Below are 19,697 nucleotides of genomic sequence, written 5' to 3'. Positions count from 1 at the left end.
GGCGGATTACGGGCACACCGAGCCTGGGCGAGGTGCCGAGTGGTGGGGCAAGAGCGCTTTGCTTACTTTCGCGCTTTTCGAAAGTGAGCCGCCGTCAGGGCGGAACCCTAAGTGGCCGTTACCGCAGGAATGGATATGTACTAGGTATATGTGTCGCCTGTCAGGCCGCCTTCGCGAGCAAGCCCGCTCCCACAGTTGGATGGTGGGGTGTCAGGTAGATAGGTGTCGGCTGGCAGGCCGTCATCGCAGGCAAGCCAGCTCCCACAGTTGACCCCACTGAGCCCAAAGGATCTTACTTACTGCGATCTAGGGCAGTGGCGTCACATCAATACGATACGGCTCAAAAATCCTCAGCATCTGCCCACTGCTGCGTAGCCCCTTGAGCAACGCCGAAAACGCCTCCCCCGTGATCGGTGCCTTTGGCCGCAGCAACGCGTAGTGGTGATACACCTGATCAATACGCTCCGACACCAAAAACTGCCCCGCCATGTCCGCGTTGCGCACCATGAAATCACTCAGGTACGAACGGGTAACCAACGCAATATCCGCACGCCCACGGGCGACCATCAGCAAGTTGCTGTCGTGGGAATAGGTCAACGTGGCGTTGTAGTGCTCGGCCATGTTCTTGGGATCAGGATTGAAGTCAGCAAAGGCATAGTGATACCCACTGAACACCGCCAGACGTTTACCGGTAAGGTCAGAAAAATAACTCTGGTCGCGCCCGGGCTGACGCTGAGCGACAAAAATCTCCGCATCTTCGAGCCCCATATCAACACTGGTATGGGCAATATTCTGCCAACCCCAGGACGGGTTTTCGAAGATCGCCATGTCGACCCGGCCTTGCTCGAAGTCACGAAAACGCCGGGGGATCGAGGTAGGCACCACCACAAACTGGTAATCGGTTTGCGCAGCGTTCAACGCCTCGACCAATTGCGGCAGCAACCCGGTGTCGGCGCCTTGTTCGGGGCGAACGGTATAGGGCGGAAAGTGCGCCGCGCCGATTCTCACCAACTGCGCGGCACCGGCCTGCGTCCACGCGGCGGTGCCCAGTGCCCATAAAGTCAGTCCTGCAGCCAGCCGCCATGGCGAAAACATCGAGGCACACACCGTTGAAGAGTTCAATGCCGATAAGCTAGGCGTTTTTACCGGGGGAGACAACTTTCGCCAGCAAATTAATGGCTTGCGCCTCAGTCCGCCTTCAGCACCATCAACAAGGCCTCTTCGGCCAACTCTTCAAGGGTCAGGCTGCCTTGGGCGCGAAACCAGGTGGTGGTCCAGGACAAGGCGCCGGTGAGGAAGCGCCGGGTGATAAACACATCGCCCCGGATGTAGCCAGCGGCCTTGGCCTCGCCCAGTACCTGCAACCAGATCTGCTCATACACGTCACGCAGGGCCAGCACGTGCGCCTGGCCTTCGGCCGACAGCGAGCGCCATTCGTAGACCAGCACCGCCATGGCTTCGCCACTGCCGCCCATGATCGACTGCAACTCGCAGCGGATCAGCGCCAGCACGCGTTCGCGCACGGTGCTCGCCTCCTCCAGTGAAGCGCGCATCATCGCGGTGTTGTAATGGATGGTTTCCTCCATCACCGCGCGCAGGATCTCATCCTTGCTCTTGAAGTGATGGAAGATGCTGCCGGACTGGATGCCCACGGCGCCGGCCAGGTCACGCACGGTGGTGCGCTCGAAACCCTTGTTGCGAAACAGATGAGCCGCGGTTTGCAGCAATTTGCCGCGGGCGCTCTCGGGGTCGGTCAATTGGCCACCATCGACCATGGTGCGCATCACCCTCAGGGCTTTGTGCTCATCCATGTTGCTCTCCTTCACCTCTACTGTCATGGCCGGCAATTTAGGCCGTGACCGCCACCCAAGCAAGCGCTTGGGTAAAACTTGTGACTGGAGTTTACAAACCAAGCGCTTGCTTGGTAGTCTCGACGCCAGCCCTTGGAGGAAGGATTTCTCATGAGCAAGACGGTACGTATCGGCTGCGCCAGCGCCTTCTGGGGCGACACCTGCACCGCCGCCGCCCAATTGGTGCAGGGCGGCGCCCTGGATTACCTGGTGTTCGATTACCTGGCGGAAGTCACCATGTCGATCCTCGCCGGTGCCCGCCTGAAAGACCCCAAGGCCGGTTACGCCACGGACTTTGTCGAGGTGCTGACGCCCCTGCTGGCGGATATCCAGCGCCAAGGCATCCGGGTGATCAGCAACGCCGGCGGCATCAACCCCCAGGCCTGCGCCGCTGCCCTGCAAGCGGCCTGCGATAACGCGCACATCCCGCTGAAAATCGCCGTGTTGCTCGGCGATGACTTGCACCCTCAACTCAAACAGCTGCCGCCTGTCACCGACATGTTCAACGGCGCCCCACTGCCGCCCCTGTGCGTGTCCGCCAATGCCTACCTCGGCGCACCGGGCATTGCCCAGGCCCTGGGGCTCGGCGCCGATATTGTCATCACCGGCCGCGTGGTCGACAGCGCAGTGGTCAGCGCGGCATTGGTGCATGAATTCAACTGGTCCTGGCAGGACTACGATCACCTCGCCCAGGCCGCCCTGGCCGGGCATATCATCGAATGCGGCGCCCAATGCACCGGTGGTAACTTCACCGACTGGCGTGACGTGCCGGACTACGAACACATCGGCTTCCCCATCGTCGAAGTCAGCGCCGACGGCCAGTTCACCGTCAACAAGGTCGAGGGCAGCGGCGGCCTGATCAGCGAACTCAGCGTGGCTGAACAACTGCTGTATGAAATCGGTGACCCGCGCGCCTATGTGCTGCCGGATGTGATCTGTGATTTCAGCCAGGTCAAACTGCAGCAACAAGGCAAACATGCGGTGCGCCTGCACGGCGCCAAGGGCCTGCCACCCACCGACCAGTACAAGGTCAGCGCCACCTACCCCGATGGTTTTCGCTGTACCGCCAGTTGCCTGATCGCCGGCATCGACGCGGTGGCCAAGGCCGAGCGGGTCAGCCAGGCGCTCATCAACAAGACCTCGGAGCTGTTCAGCCAGCGCGGCTGGGCGCCCTACACCGACGTCAACATCGAACTGCTCGGCAGCGAGGCCACCTACGGCGCCCACGCCCGGCGTGCGGATTGCCGCGAAGTGGTGGTGAAGCTGGCGGTGCGGCACCCGAACAAGCAGGCGCTGGCGCTGTTCGCCCGCGAGATCGCCCAGGCGGCCACCGGCATGGCACCGGGGCTGACCGGCATTGTCGGCGGGCGGCCGACGGTGTATCCGCTGATTCGGCTGTTTTCGTTCCTGGTCGACAAATCATTGTGTAGCGTCGCCATCGAGTACCAAGGCCAACGTTTTGCCGTCGAGCTGCCCGCCTCCGCGCCTCTGCTCACGCCGGCTGCGCCCATCGAGCCGGCCAAGCCCCTGGGCCGTGCCGATGCCAGCGTACCGCTGGTGAAACTCGCCGTGGCGCGCTCTGGTGACAAGGGCAACCACAGCAATATCGGGGTGATCGCCCGCCACCCCGACTACCTGCCGTGGATCGCCGAAGCCCTGACCCCGGAGGTGATCGTCGACTGGATGGACCATGTGCTCGACCCGATCCATGGCCGCGTCGAACGCTGGTACTTGCCCGGCAGCCACAGCCTCAACTTCCTGCTGGAAAACGCCCTGGGCGGCGGCGGCATCGCCAGTTTGCGCATCGACCCTCAAGGCAAGGCTTTCGCCCAGCAACTGCTGGAAATCCCCATCGCCGTACCGCAGCACATTGCCGACCAACTCAGCTAAAGGACCGTCGCCGTGGCCTTCGATTCGATCTTCAAAGCCGACCTGTTCCAGGGGCACACCCTGATCGTCACCGGTGGCGGCAGTGGCATTGGCCGCTGCACCGCCCATGAACTGGCGGCCCTTGGCGCCCGCGTGATTCTGGTGGGGCGCAAGCCGGACAAGTTGCAACAGGTAGCCCAGGAAATTACCCAAGACGGCGGCGTCGCCCATTGGCAGGCCTGTGACATCCGCGATGAAGAGGCGGTGAAGGCACTGGTCACGCAAGTTCTGCACGACCACGGCCCCATTCATGGCCTGGTGAATAACGCCGGCGGCCAATACCCGTCGCCCCTGGCCGCGATCAACCAGAAGGGCTTTGAAACCGTACTGCGCACCAACCTGGTGGGCGGTTTCCTGATGGCGCGGGAAGTGTTCAACCAGTCGATGAGCAAGCACGGCGGCGCAATCGTCAACATGCTCGCCGACATGTGGGGCGGCATGCCCGGCATGGGCCACTCTGGCGCGGCGCGCTCCGGTATGGACAACTTCACCAAGACCGCCGCGTTTGAGTGGGGCTATGCCGGGGTGCGCGTCAACGCCGTGGCGCCTGGCTGGATCGCCTCCAGCGGCATGGACACCTACGAAGGCGCCTTCAAGGCGGTGATTCCCACCCTGCGTGAGCATGTACCGCTCAAGCGCATCGGCACCGAGTCGGAAGTCAGCGCGGCCATCGTCTTCCTGCTCAGCCCGGCTGCGGCCTTCATCAGCGGCAGCACCCTGCGCATCGACGGCGCCGCCAGCCTGGGCAGCCGCGCATGGCCGCTGCACAAGGCGCAGGTACCGAGCGAGCCGTTCAATGGGTTCCACCGCGCCTACCTGCCGGATGTGCTCAAGGCGGAGCAATAACGCCATGCCAGTCATTGAAACCCTGATCGACCCCAACAGCCCAGCGTTCGCGCAAAACCGCGAAGCCATGCTGGCGTCCATCGCCCAGTTGCGCCAACTGGAACACACCCTGCTGGCCAAGGCCCAGGAAGCCAAGCCCAAGTTCGACAAGCGCGGGCAATTGCTGCCCCGTGAGCGCCTCAATCTGCTGCTGGACCCCGGCGCGCCGTTCCTGGAGCTGGCCAGCCTGGCCGGCTACAAGCTCCACGACGACAAAGACGGCAGCGCCGCTGGTGGCGGGCTGATCGCCGGCATCGGTTACGTCAGCGGCGTGCGCATGCTGGTGGTGGCCAACAACAGCGCGATCAAAGGCGGCACCATTTCCCCCTCCGGGCTGAAGAAATCCCTGCGCCTGCAACAGATCGCCATGGAGAACAAATTGCCGGTGGTGACCCTCGCCGAAAGCGGCGGCGCCAACCTCAACTACGCCGCCGAGATTTTCGTTGAAGGCGCGCGCAGTTTTGCCAACCAGGCGCGCATGTCGGCCATGGGCTTGCCGCAGATCACCGTGGTGCACGGCTCGGCCACGGCCGGCGGTGCGTATCAGCCCGGCTTGTCGGATTACGTGGTGGTGGTGCGCGGCAAGGCCAAGCTGTTTCTCGCCGGGCCACCGTTGCTCAAGGCCGCCACTGGCGAAGTCGCCACCGATGAAGAACTGGGGGGCGCGCAGATGCACGCGCAAACCGCCGGCACCGCTGAGTACCTGGCCCAGAACGATGCCGATGGCGTGCGCATCGTGCGTGAGATTGTGGGCCTACTGCCTTGGAATGACCGCTTGCCGCACGCCCCCCAACGCGCCTATCGCGAACCGCTGTACCCGATTGAAGAGCTGTTGGGGCTGATTCCCGATGACCCGAAAAAGCCCTATGACGTGCGCGAGATCCTGGCGCGCCTGGCCGACGGTTCCAACCTGCTGGAATTCAAAGGCGAGTTCGACCCCCACACCGTCTGCGCCCATCTGCATATCCAGGGGCGCGCCGTGGGCGTGATCGGCAATAACGGCCCCATCACCCCAAAGGGCGCGAGCAAGGCCGCGCAGTTTATCCAGCTGTGCGACCAAAGCCGCACGCCGCTGCTGTTTTTGCACAACACCACCGGCTTTATGGTGGGCACCGAGTCGGAACAGCAAGGGGTGATCAAGCACGGCGCGAAGATGATCCAGGCGGTGGCCAATGCCCGTGTGCCTAAACTCACCATCGTGGTCGGTGGTTCCTACGGTGCCGGCAACTACGCAATGTGCGGTCGCGGCCTGGATCCGCGCTTTATCTTCGCCTGGCCCAACAGCCGCACCGCGGTGATGGGCGGCGCACAGGCCGGCAAAGTGCTGCGGATTGTCACCGAGGCCAAGCAACTCAAGGACGGCCTGGTGCCCGACCCCAAGGTGCTCGACATGCTCGAACAGGTCACCGCGCAGAAACTCGACAGCCAGTCCACCGCCCTCTACGCCAGCGCCAACCTGTGGGACGACGGGCTGATTGATCCACGGGACACCCGCACTTTGCTCGGTTTTTTGCTGGATATCTGTCACGAAGCCGAACGGCGGCAACTGCAACCCAACACCTTCGGCGTAGCGCGCTGATCGTTCCCACGCTCCACGTGGGTGATCGTTCCCACGCTCCGCGTGGGAATGCAAACCAGGACGCTCCGCGTCCCAACCGGGAGAACAATAAAAATGATCTTCACCCAGGAACACCAGGAACTGCGCCGCACCGTGCGCGCCTTCGTCGACCGCGAGATCAACCCGCACGTGGATGAATGGGAAAAAGCCGGGCGCTTTCCCATTCACGAGATCTTCCGCAAAGCCGGCGACCTCGGCCTGCTGGGCATCTCCAAACCGGAAAAATTCGGCGGCATGGGCCTGGACTACAGCTATTCCATCGTCGCCGCCGAAGAGTTCGGCACCATCCGTTGCGGCGGCATTCCCATGTCCATCGGCGTGCAGACTGATATGTGCACCCCGGCCCTGGCGCGCTTCGGCTCCGATGAACTGCGCGAGGAGTTCCTGCGCCCAGCCATCAGCGGCGAACAGGTCGGCTGCATCGGCGTCTCGGAAACCGGTGCCGGCTCCGATGTGGCCGGGCTCAAGACCCATGCGCGCAAGGATGGCGATGACTATGTGATCAACGGCAGCAAGATGTGGATCACCAATTCGCCCAGCGCCGACTTCATCTGCCTGCTGGCCAACACGTCCGACGACAAACCGCATATCAACAAGTCGCTGATCATGGTGCCGATGAACAGCCCCGGCATTAGCGTCAGCCCGCCGTTGGAAAAACTCGGCATGCACAGCTCCGAGACCGCCCAGGTGTTTTTCGACGGCGTGCGCGTGCCGCAACGCAACCGCATCGGCCATGAAGGCGCGGGTTTCATGATGCAGATGTTGCAGTTCCAGGAAGAACGCCTGTTCGGCGCGGCCAATATGATCAAGGGCCTGGAGCACTGCATCGACAGCACCATCGAATACTGCAAAGAGCGCCAGACCTTCGGCAAAGCGCTCATTGATAACCAGGTGATCCACTTTCGCCTGGCAGAACTGGCCACCGAAATCGAATGCCTACGCGCCTTGGTCTACCAGGCCACCGAGCAGTACATCAAGGGCCAGGACGTCACGCGGCTGGCCTCCATGGCCAAGCTCAAGGCCGGGCGCCTGGGCCGTGAGGTCAGCGACAGTTGCCTGCAATATTGGGGCGGCATGGGGTTCATGTGGGACAACCCGGTGGCCCGCGCCTATCGCGACGTGCGCCTGGTGTCGATTGGCGGCGGAGCCGACGAGATCATGCTGGGCATCATCTGCAAACTCATGGGCACCCTGCCCGGTAAAAAGCCATGAATACCTTGCTGCTCGAAGCCCATAACGGCGTGCTGCACATCACCCTCAACCGCCCCGAATGCCGCAATGCGATGAGCCTTGAAATGGTCAATGAACTGCGTGCGGTACTGGCGCAGTTGGACAGCCAGGTGCGCGCCGTGGTGATCAGCGGCGCGGGCGGGCATTTTTGCGCGGGGGCCGATGTGAAGGACCTGGCCGGCGCCGGGGGGCAGTTGCAAGCATTGAACCGCGCGTTTGGCACCTTGCTGCAAGAGGTTCAGGCGCTGGCGCAGGTGGTGATCGTGGTGCTGCAAGGCGCGGTACTGGGCGGTGGGTTCGGGCTGGCGTGCGTGAGTGATATTGCGATTGCAGCGGGCCAGGCGCAGTTCGGCTTGCCCGAGACCCGCCTCGGGTTGCTGCCGGCGCAGATTGCGCCCTTTGTGGTCAAGCGTATTGGCCTTACCCACACGCGGCGCCTGGCGCTGACGGCGGCGCGGTTTGATGGGGTGGAGGCTGGGCGGCTGGGGGTGGTGCATTTTGTCGAGCACGACTCGCAGGCATTGGCGCAGCGGGTGGATGAGGTATTGGGGCAGGTGTTGCAGTGTGCGCCGGGGGCGAACGCACGGACTAAAGCGCTGTTGCTGGCCAGCCTGGATGAGCCGCTTGAGACCGTGCTGGATCGCGGGGCGCAGTGGTTTGCCGAGGCGGTGAGGAGTGAGGAAGGGGTTGAGGGGACGCAGGCGTTTGTGCAGAAGCGAAAGCCGAGTTGGTCTCGATGACGCCATAGCAGGCAAGCCAGCTCCCACAGGGGAACACATTTCAAAGGTGGGAGCTGGCTTGCCTGCGAAGAGGCCCCAACACACGCCACATTCATCAAGGGATAACCCAATGCCCGCATTCAGCAAGATCCTGATCGCCAACCGCGGCGAAATCGCCTGCCGCATCCAGCGCACTGCCCAGGCCCTGGGCTACCGCACCGTGGCCGTGTACAGCGACGCGGATACCGATGCCCTGCACGTGCAGATGGCCGACGAAGCCGTACACATCGGCCCGGCGCCCGTACACCAGTCCTACCTGAACACACAGGCCATCCTCGCCGCCGCCCAACTGACCGGCGCCGATGCCATTCACCCCGGCTACGGCTTCCTCTCGGAAAACCCCGACTTCGCCCGCGCCTGCCAGCAGGCCACGCTCACCTTCATCGGCCCCAGTGTCGAGGCGATCGAACTGATGGGCAGCAAACGCCTGTCCAAACTCGCCATGCTCGACGCCGGCGTGCCCTGCATCGCCGGCTACCAGGGCAGTGCCCAGGACGACGCCACCTTGCAACAGGAAGCCGAACGCATCGGCTTCCCGCTGATGATCAAAGCCAGCGCCGGTGGCGGTGGGCGTGGCATGCGCCTGGTGCACCAGCGCGAACAGCTGCTGGAGCAACTGCGCACCGCACGCTCGGAAGCCATGAATGCGTTCGGCAGCGACGAGTTGATCCTCGAACAGGCGTTGATCGACCCGCGCCACGTGGAAGTGCAACTGTTCGGCGACCGCCATGGCAACCTCATCTACCTCGGCGAACGCGACTGTTCGATCCAGCGCCGCCATCAGAAAGTCATTGAAGAAGCGCCCTGCCCCGTGATGACGGCCGATCTGCGCCAGGCCATGGGCGAAGCCGCGCTCAAGGCCGGGCGGGCGGTGAACTATGTAGGTGCCGGCACCGTGGAGTTTCTGCTCGACCGCAACGGCCAGTTCTATTTCCTGGAAATGAACACACGCCTGCAAGTCGAACACCCCGTCACCGAGATGATTACCGGCCTCGACCTGGTGGACTGGCAGTTGCAGATCGCCGCCGGCCAACCGCTGCCACTCACCCAATCACAGGTGACCCTGACCGGCCACGCCATGGAAGTGCGTCTGTACGCCGAAGAACCGGCCCAGGGTTTCCTGCCGCAAACCGGTGACGTGTTGCGTTGGGAACCCGCCCCCGGCGTACGCATCGACCATGGATTGCTTGAAGGCCAAACCGTCAGCCCGTTCTACGACCCGATGCTGGGCAAGATCATCGCCCACGGCGCCAGCCGCGAAGAAGCCCGGCGCAAATTGCTGCGGGCCGTGGAAGACAAGGTGTTACTCGGCGTGGCGACCAACCAGCGCTTGCTCATCGACCTGCTCAAGCACCCGGACTTTATCGCCGGCGACTTCAGCACGGGCTTGATCGCCGAACACTTCAGCGTCATCCCACAGCACACGGCGAGCGCTGAACAACTCTCGCTGGCCGCCGCGCTGTTTTATCAACACAGCGCCAACCAGCACTCACACCCCCTCGCGCGCTGGCGCAACACGGCGAGTGCCCCGGTGATATACCGCCTGGAGATCAACGGCCAACTCCATAGCGTGACCATTGACGACCTGCCACTCACCACCGACGGTCGCCACGCCACCTTTGTCATCAAGGGGGTTCGCCGCCGCATCGCCTATCACCTGGACGGCAACCGGCTGTGGCTGCCAGGGCTGACCGTCACCGACCGCACCCAGCAAGTCGCCAGCCGCCCGGCCGACGCCAGCAGTGGCACGGTCCAGGCACCCATGGACGGCGCCATCGTCGATATACGGGTGTGCGTCGGTGAAAGCGTCAGCAAAGGCCAGCTTTTGCTGGTGCTCGAAGCGATGAAAATGGAGCACCCGTTGAAGGCCGGTATCAATGGCACGGTCAAGGAACTGCGGGTCGTGACGGGCGATCAGGTACGCAACCGCCAGGTTTTGCTCGAGATCGAATAACGCCCCTAGGCGGAACTACAGGGCCGGGCTACGCTCTATCCCCATCAGGAAGGGACGAGTACGGGAACCTGCACATGCCTCATTGGCTGATTATTGACCTTGAAGCCACAACGGATGACGGCGGCTGGCCCGTGACAGAGATGGAAGTCATCGAGATCGGCGCCAGCCTGGTCAACCGCCAGGGCCGCGAACTGGACCACTTCCAGCGCTTTGTGCGGCCCTTGCGGCGGCCCTTGCTGACGCCCTTTTGCCGCAAACTCACCCATATCACCCAGGCCAATATCGACATGGCCGCGCCGATCACCGAGGTGTGGCCGCTGTTCGAGCGCTGGCTGGGCCAACATCAGCCACGCCTGGAAGGCTGGGCCAGCTGGGGGGATTATGACCGCGTGCAGCTTGAGCTGGAGTGGCAGCGCCATGGCCTCGCCAGCGCCCTGGGCGACACCCCGCATGTGAACCTCAAGCAACGCTTTGCCAAGGCCCGGCGCCTGGACAAACCGCTGGGGCTCAATGGTGCGCTGCAATTGGCGGGGATGCAGTTCCATGGCCAGCAGCATCGCGCCCTGGAGGATGCCCGCAATACCGCGCGCCTGTTGCCCTTGATTTTGCCGGTCTAGGCAGCGCTTGCAGCCTTGGGCATACTGGCCAGCCATTTTCCTGCTGCTCTGTAGGAGCGAGCTTGCTCGCGAAGATCGCCGACGATAACGCAGCGCCTCTGGTTAAACGCAGTGTTCTCAGGTTTTTCGCGAGCAAGCTCGCGCCTACAGTGGTTGGCGTAAGCCTTGACCTTTTTCCGAGGATTCACCCATGTTCAAAGTCAACGAGTACTTCGACGGCACCGTCAAGTCGATCGCTTTCGGCACCGCAGAAGGGCCAGCGACCATCGGCGTGATGGCTCCGGGTGAATACGAATTCGGCACCGCCCAACGCGAAATCATGCACGTGGTCTCCGGCGCCCTGACCGTGAAGCTGCCTGAGAGCAGCGACTGGGAAACCTTCGCCGCCGGCAGCCAGTTCCACGTCCCGGCCAACAGCAAGTTCCAGTTGAAGGTCGCGGTGGACACCGCTTACCTGTGTGAATACCGCGGCTAAGGCACTACCCGACACACAAAAAAGCCCGTCTCCCACGAGACGGGCTTTTTTATTCCAACACCGTTACCGGCATGCCGACTTCCAGGCGCCCAATGCCATCGTTGACCAGGTTCTGGCCGAACATCGCGCCCTTTTCGGTCTTGCGGTAGGTTTCCAGCGTCGCAAAGGGCTCGCGGTCGGGGCTGCGCTCACCGGTCTGGGGGTCGATGGTGGTGAGGATGCACCGCGAGCACGGCTTGACCACCCGAAACTCCACGTCGCCAATGCGCACGCGCTTCCAGCCATCTTCGGCGAAGGCCTCGGCGCCTTCGATCACCAGGTTGGGACGAAAACGCAGCATCTCCATCGGGCGGCCGATCTTCGTACACAGGTCGTCGAGGGAGCCCTGGCCGATCAACAGCAACGGGTAGCCGTCAGCGAAGCCGACCTTGTCGTCATCCTTGCCATACCCGGCTTCGGTGGTGCGCGCACGTTCCAGGGGCAGTTGCACCAGACGCGTCGGCTTGCCAATGAACTCGCTGACCCAGGCTGCGGCCGCATCGCCAGCATCCGGCACACGCAGGGTGTCACGCCAGATGGTCACACCGCGCAGTTCGCTGGCGCTGCCAGGCATTGCCACGTCCAGCGGCGCGTAGCCCGGCGAACTCAGAGTCAGGCCCCCGCTGCTGTTCCACAACGCGATGAGCTGGCTCATCTTCGCCACCGCCCGTTGCGTCAGGAACCGCCCGCTGGCTTCATCCACCAGCATCCAGCGTCGATCCCCGTCCAACCCGAGTTTATCCAGGCCAATCTGCTGCAAGGCTTGGGCCTTGCCGGACTTCAAGGGGTAACGGTACAACGCGCTGAGACGCAGCATGGGCCTGCCTTCCTAGGAAACAAAGTGTCATCCTAAAGTCAGGCGGGCATTTCGTCCAACATCAGTCGCTGGCGCACCACGTCCACCAGCTTGTCCGGCTGGAATTTGGAGAGGAAATTGTCGCAGCCGACCTTCTTGACCATGGAGTCGTTGAAGCTGCCCGACAGCGAGGTGTGCATCACCACGTACAGACCGCGCAGACGTGGGTCGTTGCGGATCTCGGTGGTGAGGCGGTAGCCATCCATCTCGGGCATTTCAGCGTCGGTAAAGATCATCAGCAGTTTGTCGGTCATGACCTGGCCGCTGTCGGCCCAGGCCTTGAGCATGTTCAGTGCCTTGAGGCCGTCGCTGGCAATGTGCATCTTCACGCCCAACTGGCCCAGGGTGTCACGCAACTGCGACAAGGCCACGTTGGAGTCATCCACCAGTAGCACTTCACGGCCACGGGCACGCTCCAGCACCGGGTCTTCAAGTTTGTCCCGGGAGACCTTGGCGTTGTAGGGCACGATCTCGGCGAGGACTTTTTCCACGTCGATGATTTCCACCAGTTGCTCATCGACCTTGCTGATGGCGGTGAGGTAGTGCTGGCGACCGGCGCTGGTCGGCGGCGGCAGGATGGCTTCCCAGTTCATGTTGACGATGCGGTCGACGCCACCCACCAGGAACGCCTGCACCGAGCGATTATATTCGGTGACGATAATGGTGCTGTTGGGGCCCGGCACCAAAGGGCGCATGCCGATGGCCTGGGACAGGTCGATCACCGGCAGGGTCTGGCCACGCAGGTTGACCACCCCGCACACGAACGGGTGGCGCTGGGGCATCAGGGTCAGCTTGGGCAGTTGCAGGACTTCCTGCACCTTGAACACGTTGATCGCGAACAACTGCCGTCCGAAGAGGCGGAACATGAGAATTTCCAGGCGATTCTCACCCACCAATTGCGTGCGTTGATCTACCGTGTCGAGAATGCCGGCCATTAAAAACTCCTGGTGTACACGCCGCAGGCGCGTTGAAAGGGTGTGCAGCTGTATAAGCACGTTATCGGCGGCAAGCGCCGGACCTTGACCCCAATAAAATGCCATGCAAACCCATTGATGTCACACTGACATCATGCTTTACTGCTTGGGCCCTTGAGCCTCTTTCAAGCCCCCCTTGCGCGACAGTCGAATTGACGTGCAGTTCCACGACATAGGGGATTCCCCTATGCGCAATCAGGCCCAACCTGATATTCGCGATATCTAATAGCCATTAATGTGACGCCATTCTCATTGCATGAATGGAGTCAGGCTTTTGTTTGCCATCCCCAGCCCTTGGCCCACGGGCCTTTCAGGCACTCACGTACCGGCAACTGAAGTCGTGTCATCCCGCACAACCGGGGCTACATACGACTTTCGTGAGCATTTCACTAAATGTCCTACTGGAATATCAGAATCGACCTACAAGTCCGAGCCGTATTTCAGCGCTAGTTTTACGCCATTCACCCGGTGCGACATCTCATCACCCGACCTTACGTTGCGGAGACCTGCATGATGAACGACGGTAACGAGTGGCAACTTGCACTTCCCGAGTTCCTGCACGAGGCTGAAAAGCTGCTGATCAGGTCAGAAGAGTGCTTGAACCACCTGCATTTGATTCGAAACGACAGTGACGCTATCGACTGCATGAAAGCCAGCCTGAACAAGCTCGCCGAGAGCGCAGACTGCCTTGCATTGCAGGCCATTAGCGAGTTTTCCCGGCAGATTCAATACTTGATTGCCAATGCCGTGAGCCCGGTGCAATTGCATGACCAGGCGCTGGATGCCTTGCATGACTGCTTGACGCTACTGGCCTGGCAACTGGAACTGATCGATATCCGTACTGGCAAGCTTAGTCTGGATGAAGAAGAGCAATCATCGTTGATTGAGGCGGTCAGCTTGCAGATCCCGCAAAAAGCCCACCAATACACTGCGCAGCATGATCGGCGCGCCCAATAAATATCAATTAGCTATCAATGCAATAACGATACAAACCAACTTCATTAATACAACTTTCCATTTTGAACTCTGGGGTGCCCGCCCAGAGTACTCGCGTGGGTCATAACCCAATCAGACGACCAACGCTAATAGGGGTGTTACTATGCGCCCCCGAAGTGATTTAACTTCAACAGGCTTAAAAACGATTTGGCAGCGCACTCCAAACAGAGCCCGGTCAACCGGCCTCCCCGCAGTGAACCCTCATTGGCTCCATCCGCTATGTACGCCAGTTTCAAGTCACTTATCGTCAGGTCCTTGTCCCGCAGCCACGCGTGCCACCTTGCCCTTTCGCTGTGCCTGTGCTCGTTGTTGGCCAGCCTGTGGGCCTATCTGATGGGCGCGCCGCTGCCATTGCTGATCGTGCTGCTCAACCTCGCCACGCTGATGGTGGTGGGCCTGCAACAGTGGCGCTCGCGCAGAGCTATCAAGTTCGAGCCCCAGGAACTGGCCGCCCGCCTGCTGCAAGTTCAGGAGAACGAACGTCACCGGCTCAGCCGCGAACTGCATGATGACATCGGCCAGTTACTGACAGCCGCCAAGCTGCAAAGTGAATGGCTGCAGCGCCGCCTGCCCCAGGATCTGCAAGACCATTGCTCGGTGCTGTGCAATACCCTCAATGAAACCCTGGCCAAGGTACGTGACGTATCCGCCATCCTCAACCCGCGCCAACTGACCAGCCTGGGCCTGGAAGCCAGCCTGCGCGCGCACCTGCTCAAGGCCCTGGAAAACACCCAGGTGTGCTGGAGCCTGGAGTGCCACCAACGGCTCACCGGCATCCCCGAAGAAATGGCCGTGGCGGCCTTTCGCGTCACTCAGGAAGCGGTGACCAACATGCTTCGCCATGCAAAGGCGCGCAACCTGCTGGTGCGTCTGCAACGCCTGCCTGAAGGCTTGTCGCTGATGATCTGCGATGACGGCCAGGGGTTCTTGCCTGCCCTCGATCCGGGCCGGGAAGGCCAACGGGGCATGGCCGGTATGTGCGAACGAACCCACCAGCTGGGAGGCTCCTTTTCCGTCAGCAGCGAGCCCGGCAAAGGTACACGCATCAACGCACTTTTCCCTTGGGCGCCCCGCGCTCTCGAACGGGCTAGCGCCCCTAAGGTTCTCGAGTGACCTGCAATTTACTCCTGGTAGACGACCACGCACTGATTCGCGCCGGCGTGCGCGCGCTGATTCTGGATATTCCCGGCTACAGCGTCATCGGCGAAGCCAGCGATGGCGCGCAATTGCTGGAGCAATACAGTGCCTTGCAGCCGGATATCGTGCTGCTCGACCTGTCGATGAAGCACACCGGCGGGCTGAATGCCTTGCAGCAACTCAAGCGTTTTTACCCCACGTGCAAGGTACTGATTCTGTCGATGCACACCGAGCCGGACCTTATCATGCGCGCACTGGAGTCCGGCGCCCACGGCTACCTGCTCAAGGACACCACCGCCAATGAGCTGGAACACGCCCTGCTGGCCCTGCGCAACAACGAACGCTACCTGAGCCCCGCCATCGCCCACACAGTGATCAACCAGGCGCTGATCCGTAGCCAGGTCCCCAACGCGCCTGTCGCCCACAGCCACAACCTGACGGCGCGGCAACTGGAGATTTTGCGCTTGATCGTGCGCGGTAAATCCACCCGGGAAATTGCCCACGGTCTGGGCCTGAGTATCAAGACCGTCGAAGCCCACCGCTCGCAGATCATGAAGCGCTTGCAGATTTTTGACGTGGCGGGCCTGGTGTTATTTGCCGTGCGTGAGCAGATCATCAGCCTGGACGACTAACGGCGAGCCCAGCGGCAAGTGCACGCGCAGGGCCTTGGGCAGTGCCTCGAAATGCAGGTCGTCGCCTTCCAGCGGCTCACCGTCGAGGTTGATGTACAAGCCCTGTGCCACCTTGATCTTCACCCACGGCAGGCGTGCGCGCACAAACATGGTGTCCAGGCCCCAGCCGTTGTTCATCAACTCACGCAGCGTGCCAACCACTTCCTGGGGCGCCGGCAGAATGCTGACATCCAGCAGCCCGTCATCAGCCAATGCACCGGGGCACAACACATGCCCGCCACCGGCCTGGCGACCGTTACCGATGCCCAGCGCGAGCAACTCGCCTTTCCAATGGAAATCCGGGCCTTCCAATTCACCGTAGGCGGCTTTCAATTCACTGAAGCGGGATAAACCGGTGAACAGGTAAGCGGCACCGCCCAAAACCTTCTTCAAATCTTCGGAGGTATTGGCCGTGACCTGGCTGCCAAAACCACCGGTGGCCATATTCAGGAAGATTTGCCCACCCACCTGGCCAAGGTCGATGGCCCTGGGCTGCACGTCCAGCAAGGCCAACGCACCAGCCGGCTCCAACGGCACGCCGGCCGCCTTGGCGAAATCATTGGCGGTGCCCAGGGGCATCAGCACCAGGCTGGCGTCAGTGTTGGCATGGGCCATGGCTTCAGCCACATCGCGCAAGGTGCCGTCGCCACCGCCGGCAATGATGTGGGTGTAGCCCGCGGCCAAGGCTTCATTGACCAGGCGCTGAGCATCGCCGCCCTCCCACGTCACCCGCACGGCCAACTCCCCACCCTGCTCCCGCCGCGCCAGCACGGCAGCGCGCACATCCTCGTTGAGGGCTTGTTTGCCGTGAAGGATCAACAGGGCTTTGGGGGCGGTCATTTGAGGGTATCTCCTGGGTCTAGGTGCTTGAAGGATGTTGACCTTTGAGGAACAGGAAAAGTCTGTGGGCTGAAGAAAATTGATTGAAGTACACAGATCAAAATTGTGGGGTGTCAGGTAGATATGGGGCGGCTGGCAGGCCGTCATCGCAAGCCAGCTCCCACAGTTGGATCGCTGCGGCGGCCAGGCCGCGTCGAGAATCAGCTCTTGTGCAACTTGCTCATCAACTGCGCCTCAGCCTGGGTCAACCCACACGACTGGGTCAGCTCATCCACCGTCGCCCCCATGCCAACCAGCTTGGCCGCCTGGGCAAACGACAGGTTCGACGGATCACGCTGCTCCAACTGCACCAACCTGTCCGGCAACGGCGCAAGCATCGCACGCAGTTCATGCACCTCATCCCCCACCCGCACCGCACTTTGCTGGTAATGATCAACGCGCTTGACCAGTTCCAGAATGCGCCGGTCACGCACCGCATCGCGCTCGGCCTGTTGCAAGGCCAACTCCCGCTGCTGGCGCACATAGCGCAGCACAAACGCCAAGGTCCCGGCCCATAACAGGGCCAGGACAATCACCGCTGCCTCAAGGAACAATCAGATGCTCTCCAGTTCCGACCACTCTTCTTCGCTCATCATCTTGTCCAGCTCAACCAGAATCAGCAGTTCGCCGTTCTTGTTGCACACGCCCTGGATGAACTTGGCCGACTCTTCGTTACCGACGTTCGGTGCGGTTTCCACTTCCGATTGGCGCAGGTAAACCACCTCGGCCACGCTGTCGACCAGGATGCCGACCACTTGCTTGTCGGCCTCGATGATCACGATACGGGTGTTGTCGCTGACTTCAACCGTGTCCAGGCCGAAACGCTGGCGGGTGTCGATCACCGTCACCACGTTGCCGCGCAGGTTGATGATGCCCAGCACGTAGCTTGGCGCGCCTGGAACCGGGGCGATCTCGGTGTAGCGCAGCACTTCCTGCACGCGCATCACGTTAATGCCGTAGGTTTCGTTGTCCAGCTTGAAGGTCACCCATTGCAGGATCGGATCATCCAAACCTTGTGCGGACGCTGACTTGTTCATTCATCTGACCCCTTCAAATGCCGCTATCGACGGCGTGTGTGCAAGTGGGCCGCGCAACCGCACGGCCCTTATTGTTCAATCAACTGCGTTTGTTCTGTGGCATCGCCTTCACCGCACCGCTGGCGATCAACTCGGCCAGTTCGGCGACATCCAGCAACGCGCACATGTGTTCGATCACAGTGCCCGCCAACCACGGCCGCTGGCCACGGTGGCTGCGCCATTTGATTTCATTGGGGTCCAGGCGCAACGAGCGGCTGACTTGATGCACTGCCAGCCCCCACTCGTAGCCCTGCACGGAGATCACGTATTGCAGGCCCTGGCGAAAATCATCGCGGTAGCGGTCGGGCATCACCCAGCGCGCCGTGTCCAGCACCTTGAGGTTGCCGGCCTGGCTGGGCAGGATGCCGAGGAACCACTCTGGCTGCCCGAACAACGGCGTCAGCTCCTGGCCTTCCAGGGAATAGATCGAGCCCAGGCACACCAACGGCACCGCCAGGGTCAACCCGGCGACGTCGAACAGCAGGCACTCGAACGGCTCGGCAGCCCACGAAGGGCGACCGTCGCCCGTCACCGGTGGCGGCGTGATGCTGGGCGGCAGGTGCACGTCCACCAGCGGTTCGACCACCGGGGGCGCCACCACTGCCGGAGCGCTCGGCACCACGACGGGCGCCTCCACCCCCTTCGCATCCCGCGCCTGCTCTTCCATCACTGCCTGCTGGAATTCATCCAGCGGGCTGTCGGGCTCAACAGCAGGCTCAAGCACCAGAATCGGTTCTGGCAGTTCCTCGGCCGTCGCGTCCTGCAGCAAGGCATCCAGGTAGGATTCCAGTGCGAGTTGCGGCCGGGTCTTGAATTCGACAGGACGGTTCATCACGCCACCTGCGCCACAAGTTGTTGCGACAGCAGGTGCTTGAGCAACGCACGGTAGGCCAGCACGCCACGGCTCTTGCCGTCGAACTGCGACGGTGTGAGCCCGGCACGGCTGGCGTCACGCAGGCGCGTGTCCACCGGGATGTAGCCGTTCCAGATGGTGTCCGGGTAGGCATCGCGCAACACGCGCAAGGTACCGAGGGACGCCTGAGTGCGACGGTCGAACAAGGTCGGCACGATGCTGAACGGCAGCGCCTGCTTGCGCGAGCGGTTGATCATCGCCAGGGTGCTGACCATGCGCTCCAGGCCCTTGACCGCCAAGTGCTCGGTCTGCACCGGGATCACCAATTGCTGGCTGGCCGCCAACGCGTTGACCATCAGCACGCCGAGCAACGGCGGGCTGTCGATGATCGCGTAATCGAAGTCCTGCCACAGCTGCGCCAGGGTCTTGGCGATCACCAGGCCCAGGCCGCTCTGGCCTGGCGACTGGCGCTCCAGGGTGGCCAGGGCGGTGCTCGACGGCAGCAGGGAAATACTGTCGTTGCTGGTGGGCAACAGCAGTTGCCCAGGCAGATCCGCCGGCACGCTGCCCTTGTGCAAAAACAGGTCATAGCAACTATGTTCCAGCGCATCCGGGTCGTAGCCGAAATAGCTGGTCATGGAACCGTGGGGGTCCAGGTCGACCACGACCACACGCTTGCCCGCTTCGGCCAGCAAACCGGCCAAGGCGATGGAAGTGGTGGTCTTGCCGACTCCACCCTTTTGATTGGCAACTGCCCAGACTCTCATTCGGTTGGTTCCTCCCGGCGGGCACAGGCGCGACCGAGACATTGCATACGGCTGTCTCTTATGAACCTCCGACGCTGCCGAGCAAGTACGTCGTGCGCACATCTCCGGGTGA

General features: G+C 62.1%; 20 protein-coding genes. 11 read left to right on the top strand and 9 right to left on the bottom strand.

The genetic code is table 11. From position 1 onward, the window contains the following. Window positions 1-306 precede the first annotated feature (306 nt). Together GIW04_RS15180 and GIW04_RS15175 are read right to left on the bottom strand one after the other, a co-directional pair. Window positions 307-1,095 (bottom strand): substrate-binding periplasmic protein, encoded by a 789-nt coding sequence (locus GIW04_RS15180; protein WP_003192869.1) that lies wholly within the window; start codon window positions 1,093-1,095, stop codon window positions 307-309. 92 nt (window positions 1,096-1,187) lie between these two features. Further along, a complete protein-coding gene (locus GIW04_RS15175; protein ID WP_034136096.1) occupies window positions 1,188-1,811 on the bottom strand; it encodes a TetR/AcrR family transcriptional regulator in 624 nt (207 codons plus the stop codon). A 150-nt stretch (window positions 1,812-1,961) separates the two neighbouring features. Between GIW04_RS15175 and GIW04_RS15170 the strand changes: the two genes are divergently transcribed. The 8 genes from GIW04_RS15170 (at window position 1,962) to ppnP (ending at window position 11,337) form a co-directional block, all read left to right on the top strand. Beyond that, window positions 1,962-3,740 carry an acyclic terpene utilization AtuA family protein gene (locus GIW04_RS15170; protein WP_034136097.1) on the top strand — a complete coding sequence of 593 codons (1,779 nt, stop codon included), beginning with the start codon at window positions 1,962-1,964 and terminating at the stop codon, window positions 3,738-3,740. 12 nt (window positions 3,741-3,752) lie between these two features. Then, complete coding sequence (locus tag GIW04_RS15165) at window positions 3,753-4,625, top strand: SDR family oxidoreductase (protein ID WP_003192874.1); 873 nt, start codon at window positions 3,753-3,755, stop codon at window positions 4,623-4,625. Between the two features lie 4 nt (window positions 4,626-4,629). Next, window positions 4,630-6,243, top strand: a complete 1,614-nt coding sequence (atuC, locus tag GIW04_RS15160) for a geranyl-CoA carboxylase subunit beta (RefSeq protein WP_034136098.1) — start codon at window positions 4,630-4,632, stop codon at window positions 6,241-6,243. A gap of 93 nt (window positions 6,244-6,336) precedes the next feature. Beyond that, entirely contained in the window at window positions 6,337-7,494 is a 1,158-nt protein-coding gene (gene atuD, locus GIW04_RS15155) for a citronellyl-CoA dehydrogenase (RefSeq protein WP_032895979.1), read from the top strand. Beyond that, window positions 7,491-8,252 carry an enoyl-CoA hydratase/isomerase family protein gene (locus tag GIW04_RS15150; RefSeq protein ID WP_120248406.1) on the top strand — a complete coding sequence of 254 codons (762 nt, stop codon included), beginning with the start codon at window positions 7,491-7,493 and terminating at the stop codon, window positions 8,250-8,252. The genes atuD and GIW04_RS15150 overlap by 4 nt, the downstream gene beginning before the upstream one ends. Window positions 8,253-8,361: 109 nt before the next feature. Beyond that, window positions 8,362-10,245: an acetyl/propionyl/methylcrotonyl-CoA carboxylase subunit alpha gene (locus tag GIW04_RS15145; protein WP_120248407.1), complete on the top strand. Its 1,884-nt coding sequence runs from the start codon at window positions 8,362-8,364 to the stop codon at window positions 10,243-10,245. A gap of 74 nt (window positions 10,246-10,319) precedes the next feature. Then, on the top strand, window positions 10,320-10,862 hold the full coding sequence (locus tag GIW04_RS15140) for an exonuclease domain-containing protein (protein ID WP_003192881.1): 543 nt from the start codon (window positions 10,320-10,322) through the stop codon (window positions 10,860-10,862). Between the two features lie 190 nt (window positions 10,863-11,052). Then, entirely contained in the window at window positions 11,053-11,337 is a 285-nt protein-coding gene (gene ppnP, locus GIW04_RS15135; protein WP_003192883.1) for a pyrimidine/purine nucleoside phosphorylase, read from the top strand. A 49-nt stretch (window positions 11,338-11,386) separates the two neighbouring features. On the opposite strand, the gene GIW04_RS15130 is transcribed toward ppnP, so the two are convergent. Beyond that, entirely contained in the window at window positions 11,387-12,193 is an 807-nt protein-coding gene (locus GIW04_RS15130; protein WP_003192885.1) for an MOSC domain-containing protein, read from the bottom strand. A 38-nt stretch (window positions 12,194-12,231) separates the two neighbouring features. After that, on the bottom strand, window positions 12,232-13,167 hold the full coding sequence (locus GIW04_RS15125) for a chemotaxis protein CheV (RefSeq protein WP_003192887.1): 936 nt from the start codon (window positions 13,165-13,167) through the stop codon (window positions 12,232-12,234). A 549-nt stretch (window positions 13,168-13,716) separates the two neighbouring features. Here GIW04_RS15125 and GIW04_RS15120 point away from each other — a divergent pair. From GIW04_RS15120 to GIW04_RS15110, 3 genes are all read left to right on the top strand, one after another. Next, complete coding sequence (locus GIW04_RS15120; protein WP_003192888.1) at window positions 13,717-14,163, top strand: hypothetical protein; 447 nt, start codon at window positions 13,717-13,719, stop codon at window positions 14,161-14,163. Between the two features lie 258 nt (window positions 14,164-14,421). Next, complete coding sequence (locus GIW04_RS15115) at window positions 14,422-15,315, top strand: sensor histidine kinase (protein WP_003192890.1); 894 nt, start codon at window positions 14,422-14,424, stop codon at window positions 15,313-15,315. Further along, window positions 15,312-15,971, top strand: a complete 660-nt coding sequence (locus GIW04_RS15110) for a response regulator transcription factor (protein ID WP_094773739.1) — start codon at window positions 15,312-15,314, stop codon at window positions 15,969-15,971. Before GIW04_RS15115 ends, GIW04_RS15110 begins: the two co-directional genes overlap by 4 nt. On the opposite strand, the gene yegS is transcribed toward GIW04_RS15110, so the two are convergent. The 5 genes from yegS to GIW04_RS15085 form a co-directional block, all read right to left on the bottom strand. After that, window positions 15,930-16,850, bottom strand: a complete 921-nt coding sequence (gene yegS, locus GIW04_RS15105) for a lipid kinase YegS (RefSeq protein WP_034136104.1) — start codon at window positions 16,848-16,850, stop codon at window positions 15,930-15,932. The two genes, GIW04_RS15110 and yegS, sit on opposite strands and share 42 nt — an antisense overlap. A gap of 200 nt (window positions 16,851-17,050) precedes the next feature. Continuing rightward, window positions 17,051-17,443, bottom strand: a complete 393-nt coding sequence (locus GIW04_RS15100) for a DUF2802 domain-containing protein (RefSeq protein WP_003192894.1) — start codon at window positions 17,441-17,443, stop codon at window positions 17,051-17,053. Next, window positions 17,444-17,926 carry a chemotaxis protein CheW gene (locus tag GIW04_RS15095; RefSeq protein ID WP_003192896.1) on the bottom strand — a complete coding sequence of 161 codons (483 nt, stop codon included), beginning with the start codon at window positions 17,924-17,926 and terminating at the stop codon, window positions 17,444-17,446. A gap of 79 nt (window positions 17,927-18,005) precedes the next feature. After that, window positions 18,006-18,797 (bottom strand): CheW domain-containing protein, encoded by a 792-nt coding sequence (locus GIW04_RS15090; RefSeq protein ID WP_003192897.1) that lies wholly within the window; start codon window positions 18,795-18,797, stop codon window positions 18,006-18,008. Then, on the bottom strand, window positions 18,797-19,585 hold the full coding sequence (locus GIW04_RS15085) for a ParA family protein (protein ID WP_003192898.1): 789 nt from the start codon (window positions 19,583-19,585) through the stop codon (window positions 18,797-18,799). Before GIW04_RS15085 ends, GIW04_RS15090 begins: the two co-directional genes overlap by 1 nt. Between the last annotated feature and the right edge of the window lie 112 nt (window positions 19,586-19,697).

The sequence above is a fragment of the Pseudomonas sp. PA-4-8C genome (assembly GCF_021606625.1).
Lineage (GTDB): Bacteria > Pseudomonadota > Gammaproteobacteria > Pseudomonadales > Pseudomonadaceae > Aquipseudomonas > Aquipseudomonas lactis.
The sequence above is the reverse complement of the archived record's forward strand: the minus strand, read 5'-3'. Positions and strand labels throughout refer to the sequence as shown.

What these genes read in the sequence shown, in the direction of transcription:
- GIW04_RS15180 (WP_003192869.1), bottom strand. Translation starts at nt 1,095, where the DNA reads ATGTTTTCGCCATGGCGGCTGGCTGCAGGACTGACTTTATGGGCACTG.
- GIW04_RS15175 (WP_034136096.1), bottom strand. Translation starts at nt 1,811, where the DNA reads ATGGATGAGCACAAAGCCCTGAGGGTGATGCGCACCATGGTCGATGGT.
- GIW04_RS15170 (WP_034136097.1), top strand. Translation starts at nt 1,962, where the DNA reads ATGAGCAAGACGGTACGTATCGGCTGCGCCAGCGCCTTCTGGGGCGAC.
- atuC (WP_034136098.1), top strand. Translation starts at nt 4,630, where the DNA reads ATGCCAGTCATTGAAACCCTGATCGACCCCAACAGCCCAGCGTTCGCG.
- atuD (WP_032895979.1), top strand. Translation starts at nt 6,337, where the DNA reads ATGATCTTCACCCAGGAACACCAGGAACTGCGCCGCACCGTGCGCGCC.
- GIW04_RS15150 (WP_120248406.1), top strand. Translation starts at nt 7,491, where the DNA reads ATGAATACCTTGCTGCTCGAAGCCCATAACGGCGTGCTGCACATCACC.
- GIW04_RS15145 (WP_120248407.1), top strand. Translation starts at nt 8,362, where the DNA reads ATGCCCGCATTCAGCAAGATCCTGATCGCCAACCGCGGCGAAATCGCC.
- GIW04_RS15140 (WP_003192881.1), top strand. Translation starts at nt 10,320, where the DNA reads ATGCCTCATTGGCTGATTATTGACCTTGAAGCCACAACGGATGACGGC.
- ppnP (WP_003192883.1), top strand. Translation starts at nt 11,053, where the DNA reads ATGTTCAAAGTCAACGAGTACTTCGACGGCACCGTCAAGTCGATCGCT.
- GIW04_RS15130 (WP_003192885.1), bottom strand. Translation starts at nt 12,193, where the DNA reads ATGCTGCGTCTCAGCGCGTTGTACCGTTACCCCTTGAAGTCCGGCAAG.
- GIW04_RS15125 (WP_003192887.1), bottom strand. Translation starts at nt 13,167, where the DNA reads ATGGCCGGCATTCTCGACACGGTAGATCAACGCACGCAATTGGTGGGT.
- GIW04_RS15120 (WP_003192888.1), top strand. Translation starts at nt 13,717, where the DNA reads ATGATGAACGACGGTAACGAGTGGCAACTTGCACTTCCCGAGTTCCTG.
- GIW04_RS15115 (WP_003192890.1), top strand. Translation starts at nt 14,422, where the DNA reads ATGTACGCCAGTTTCAAGTCACTTATCGTCAGGTCCTTGTCCCGCAGC.
- yegS (WP_034136104.1), bottom strand. Translation starts at nt 16,850, where the DNA reads ATGACCGCCCCCAAAGCCCTGTTGATCCTTCACGGCAAACAAGCCCTC.
- GIW04_RS15095 (WP_003192896.1), bottom strand. Translation starts at nt 17,926, where the DNA reads ATGAACAAGTCAGCGTCCGCACAAGGTTTGGATGATCCGATCCTGCAA.
- GIW04_RS15090 (WP_003192897.1), bottom strand. Translation starts at nt 18,797, where the DNA reads ATGAACCGTCCTGTCGAATTCAAGACCCGGCCGCAACTCGCACTGGAA.
- GIW04_RS15085 (WP_003192898.1), bottom strand. Translation starts at nt 19,585, where the DNA reads ATGAGAGTCTGGGCAGTTGCCAATCAAAAGGGTGGAGTCGGCAAGACC.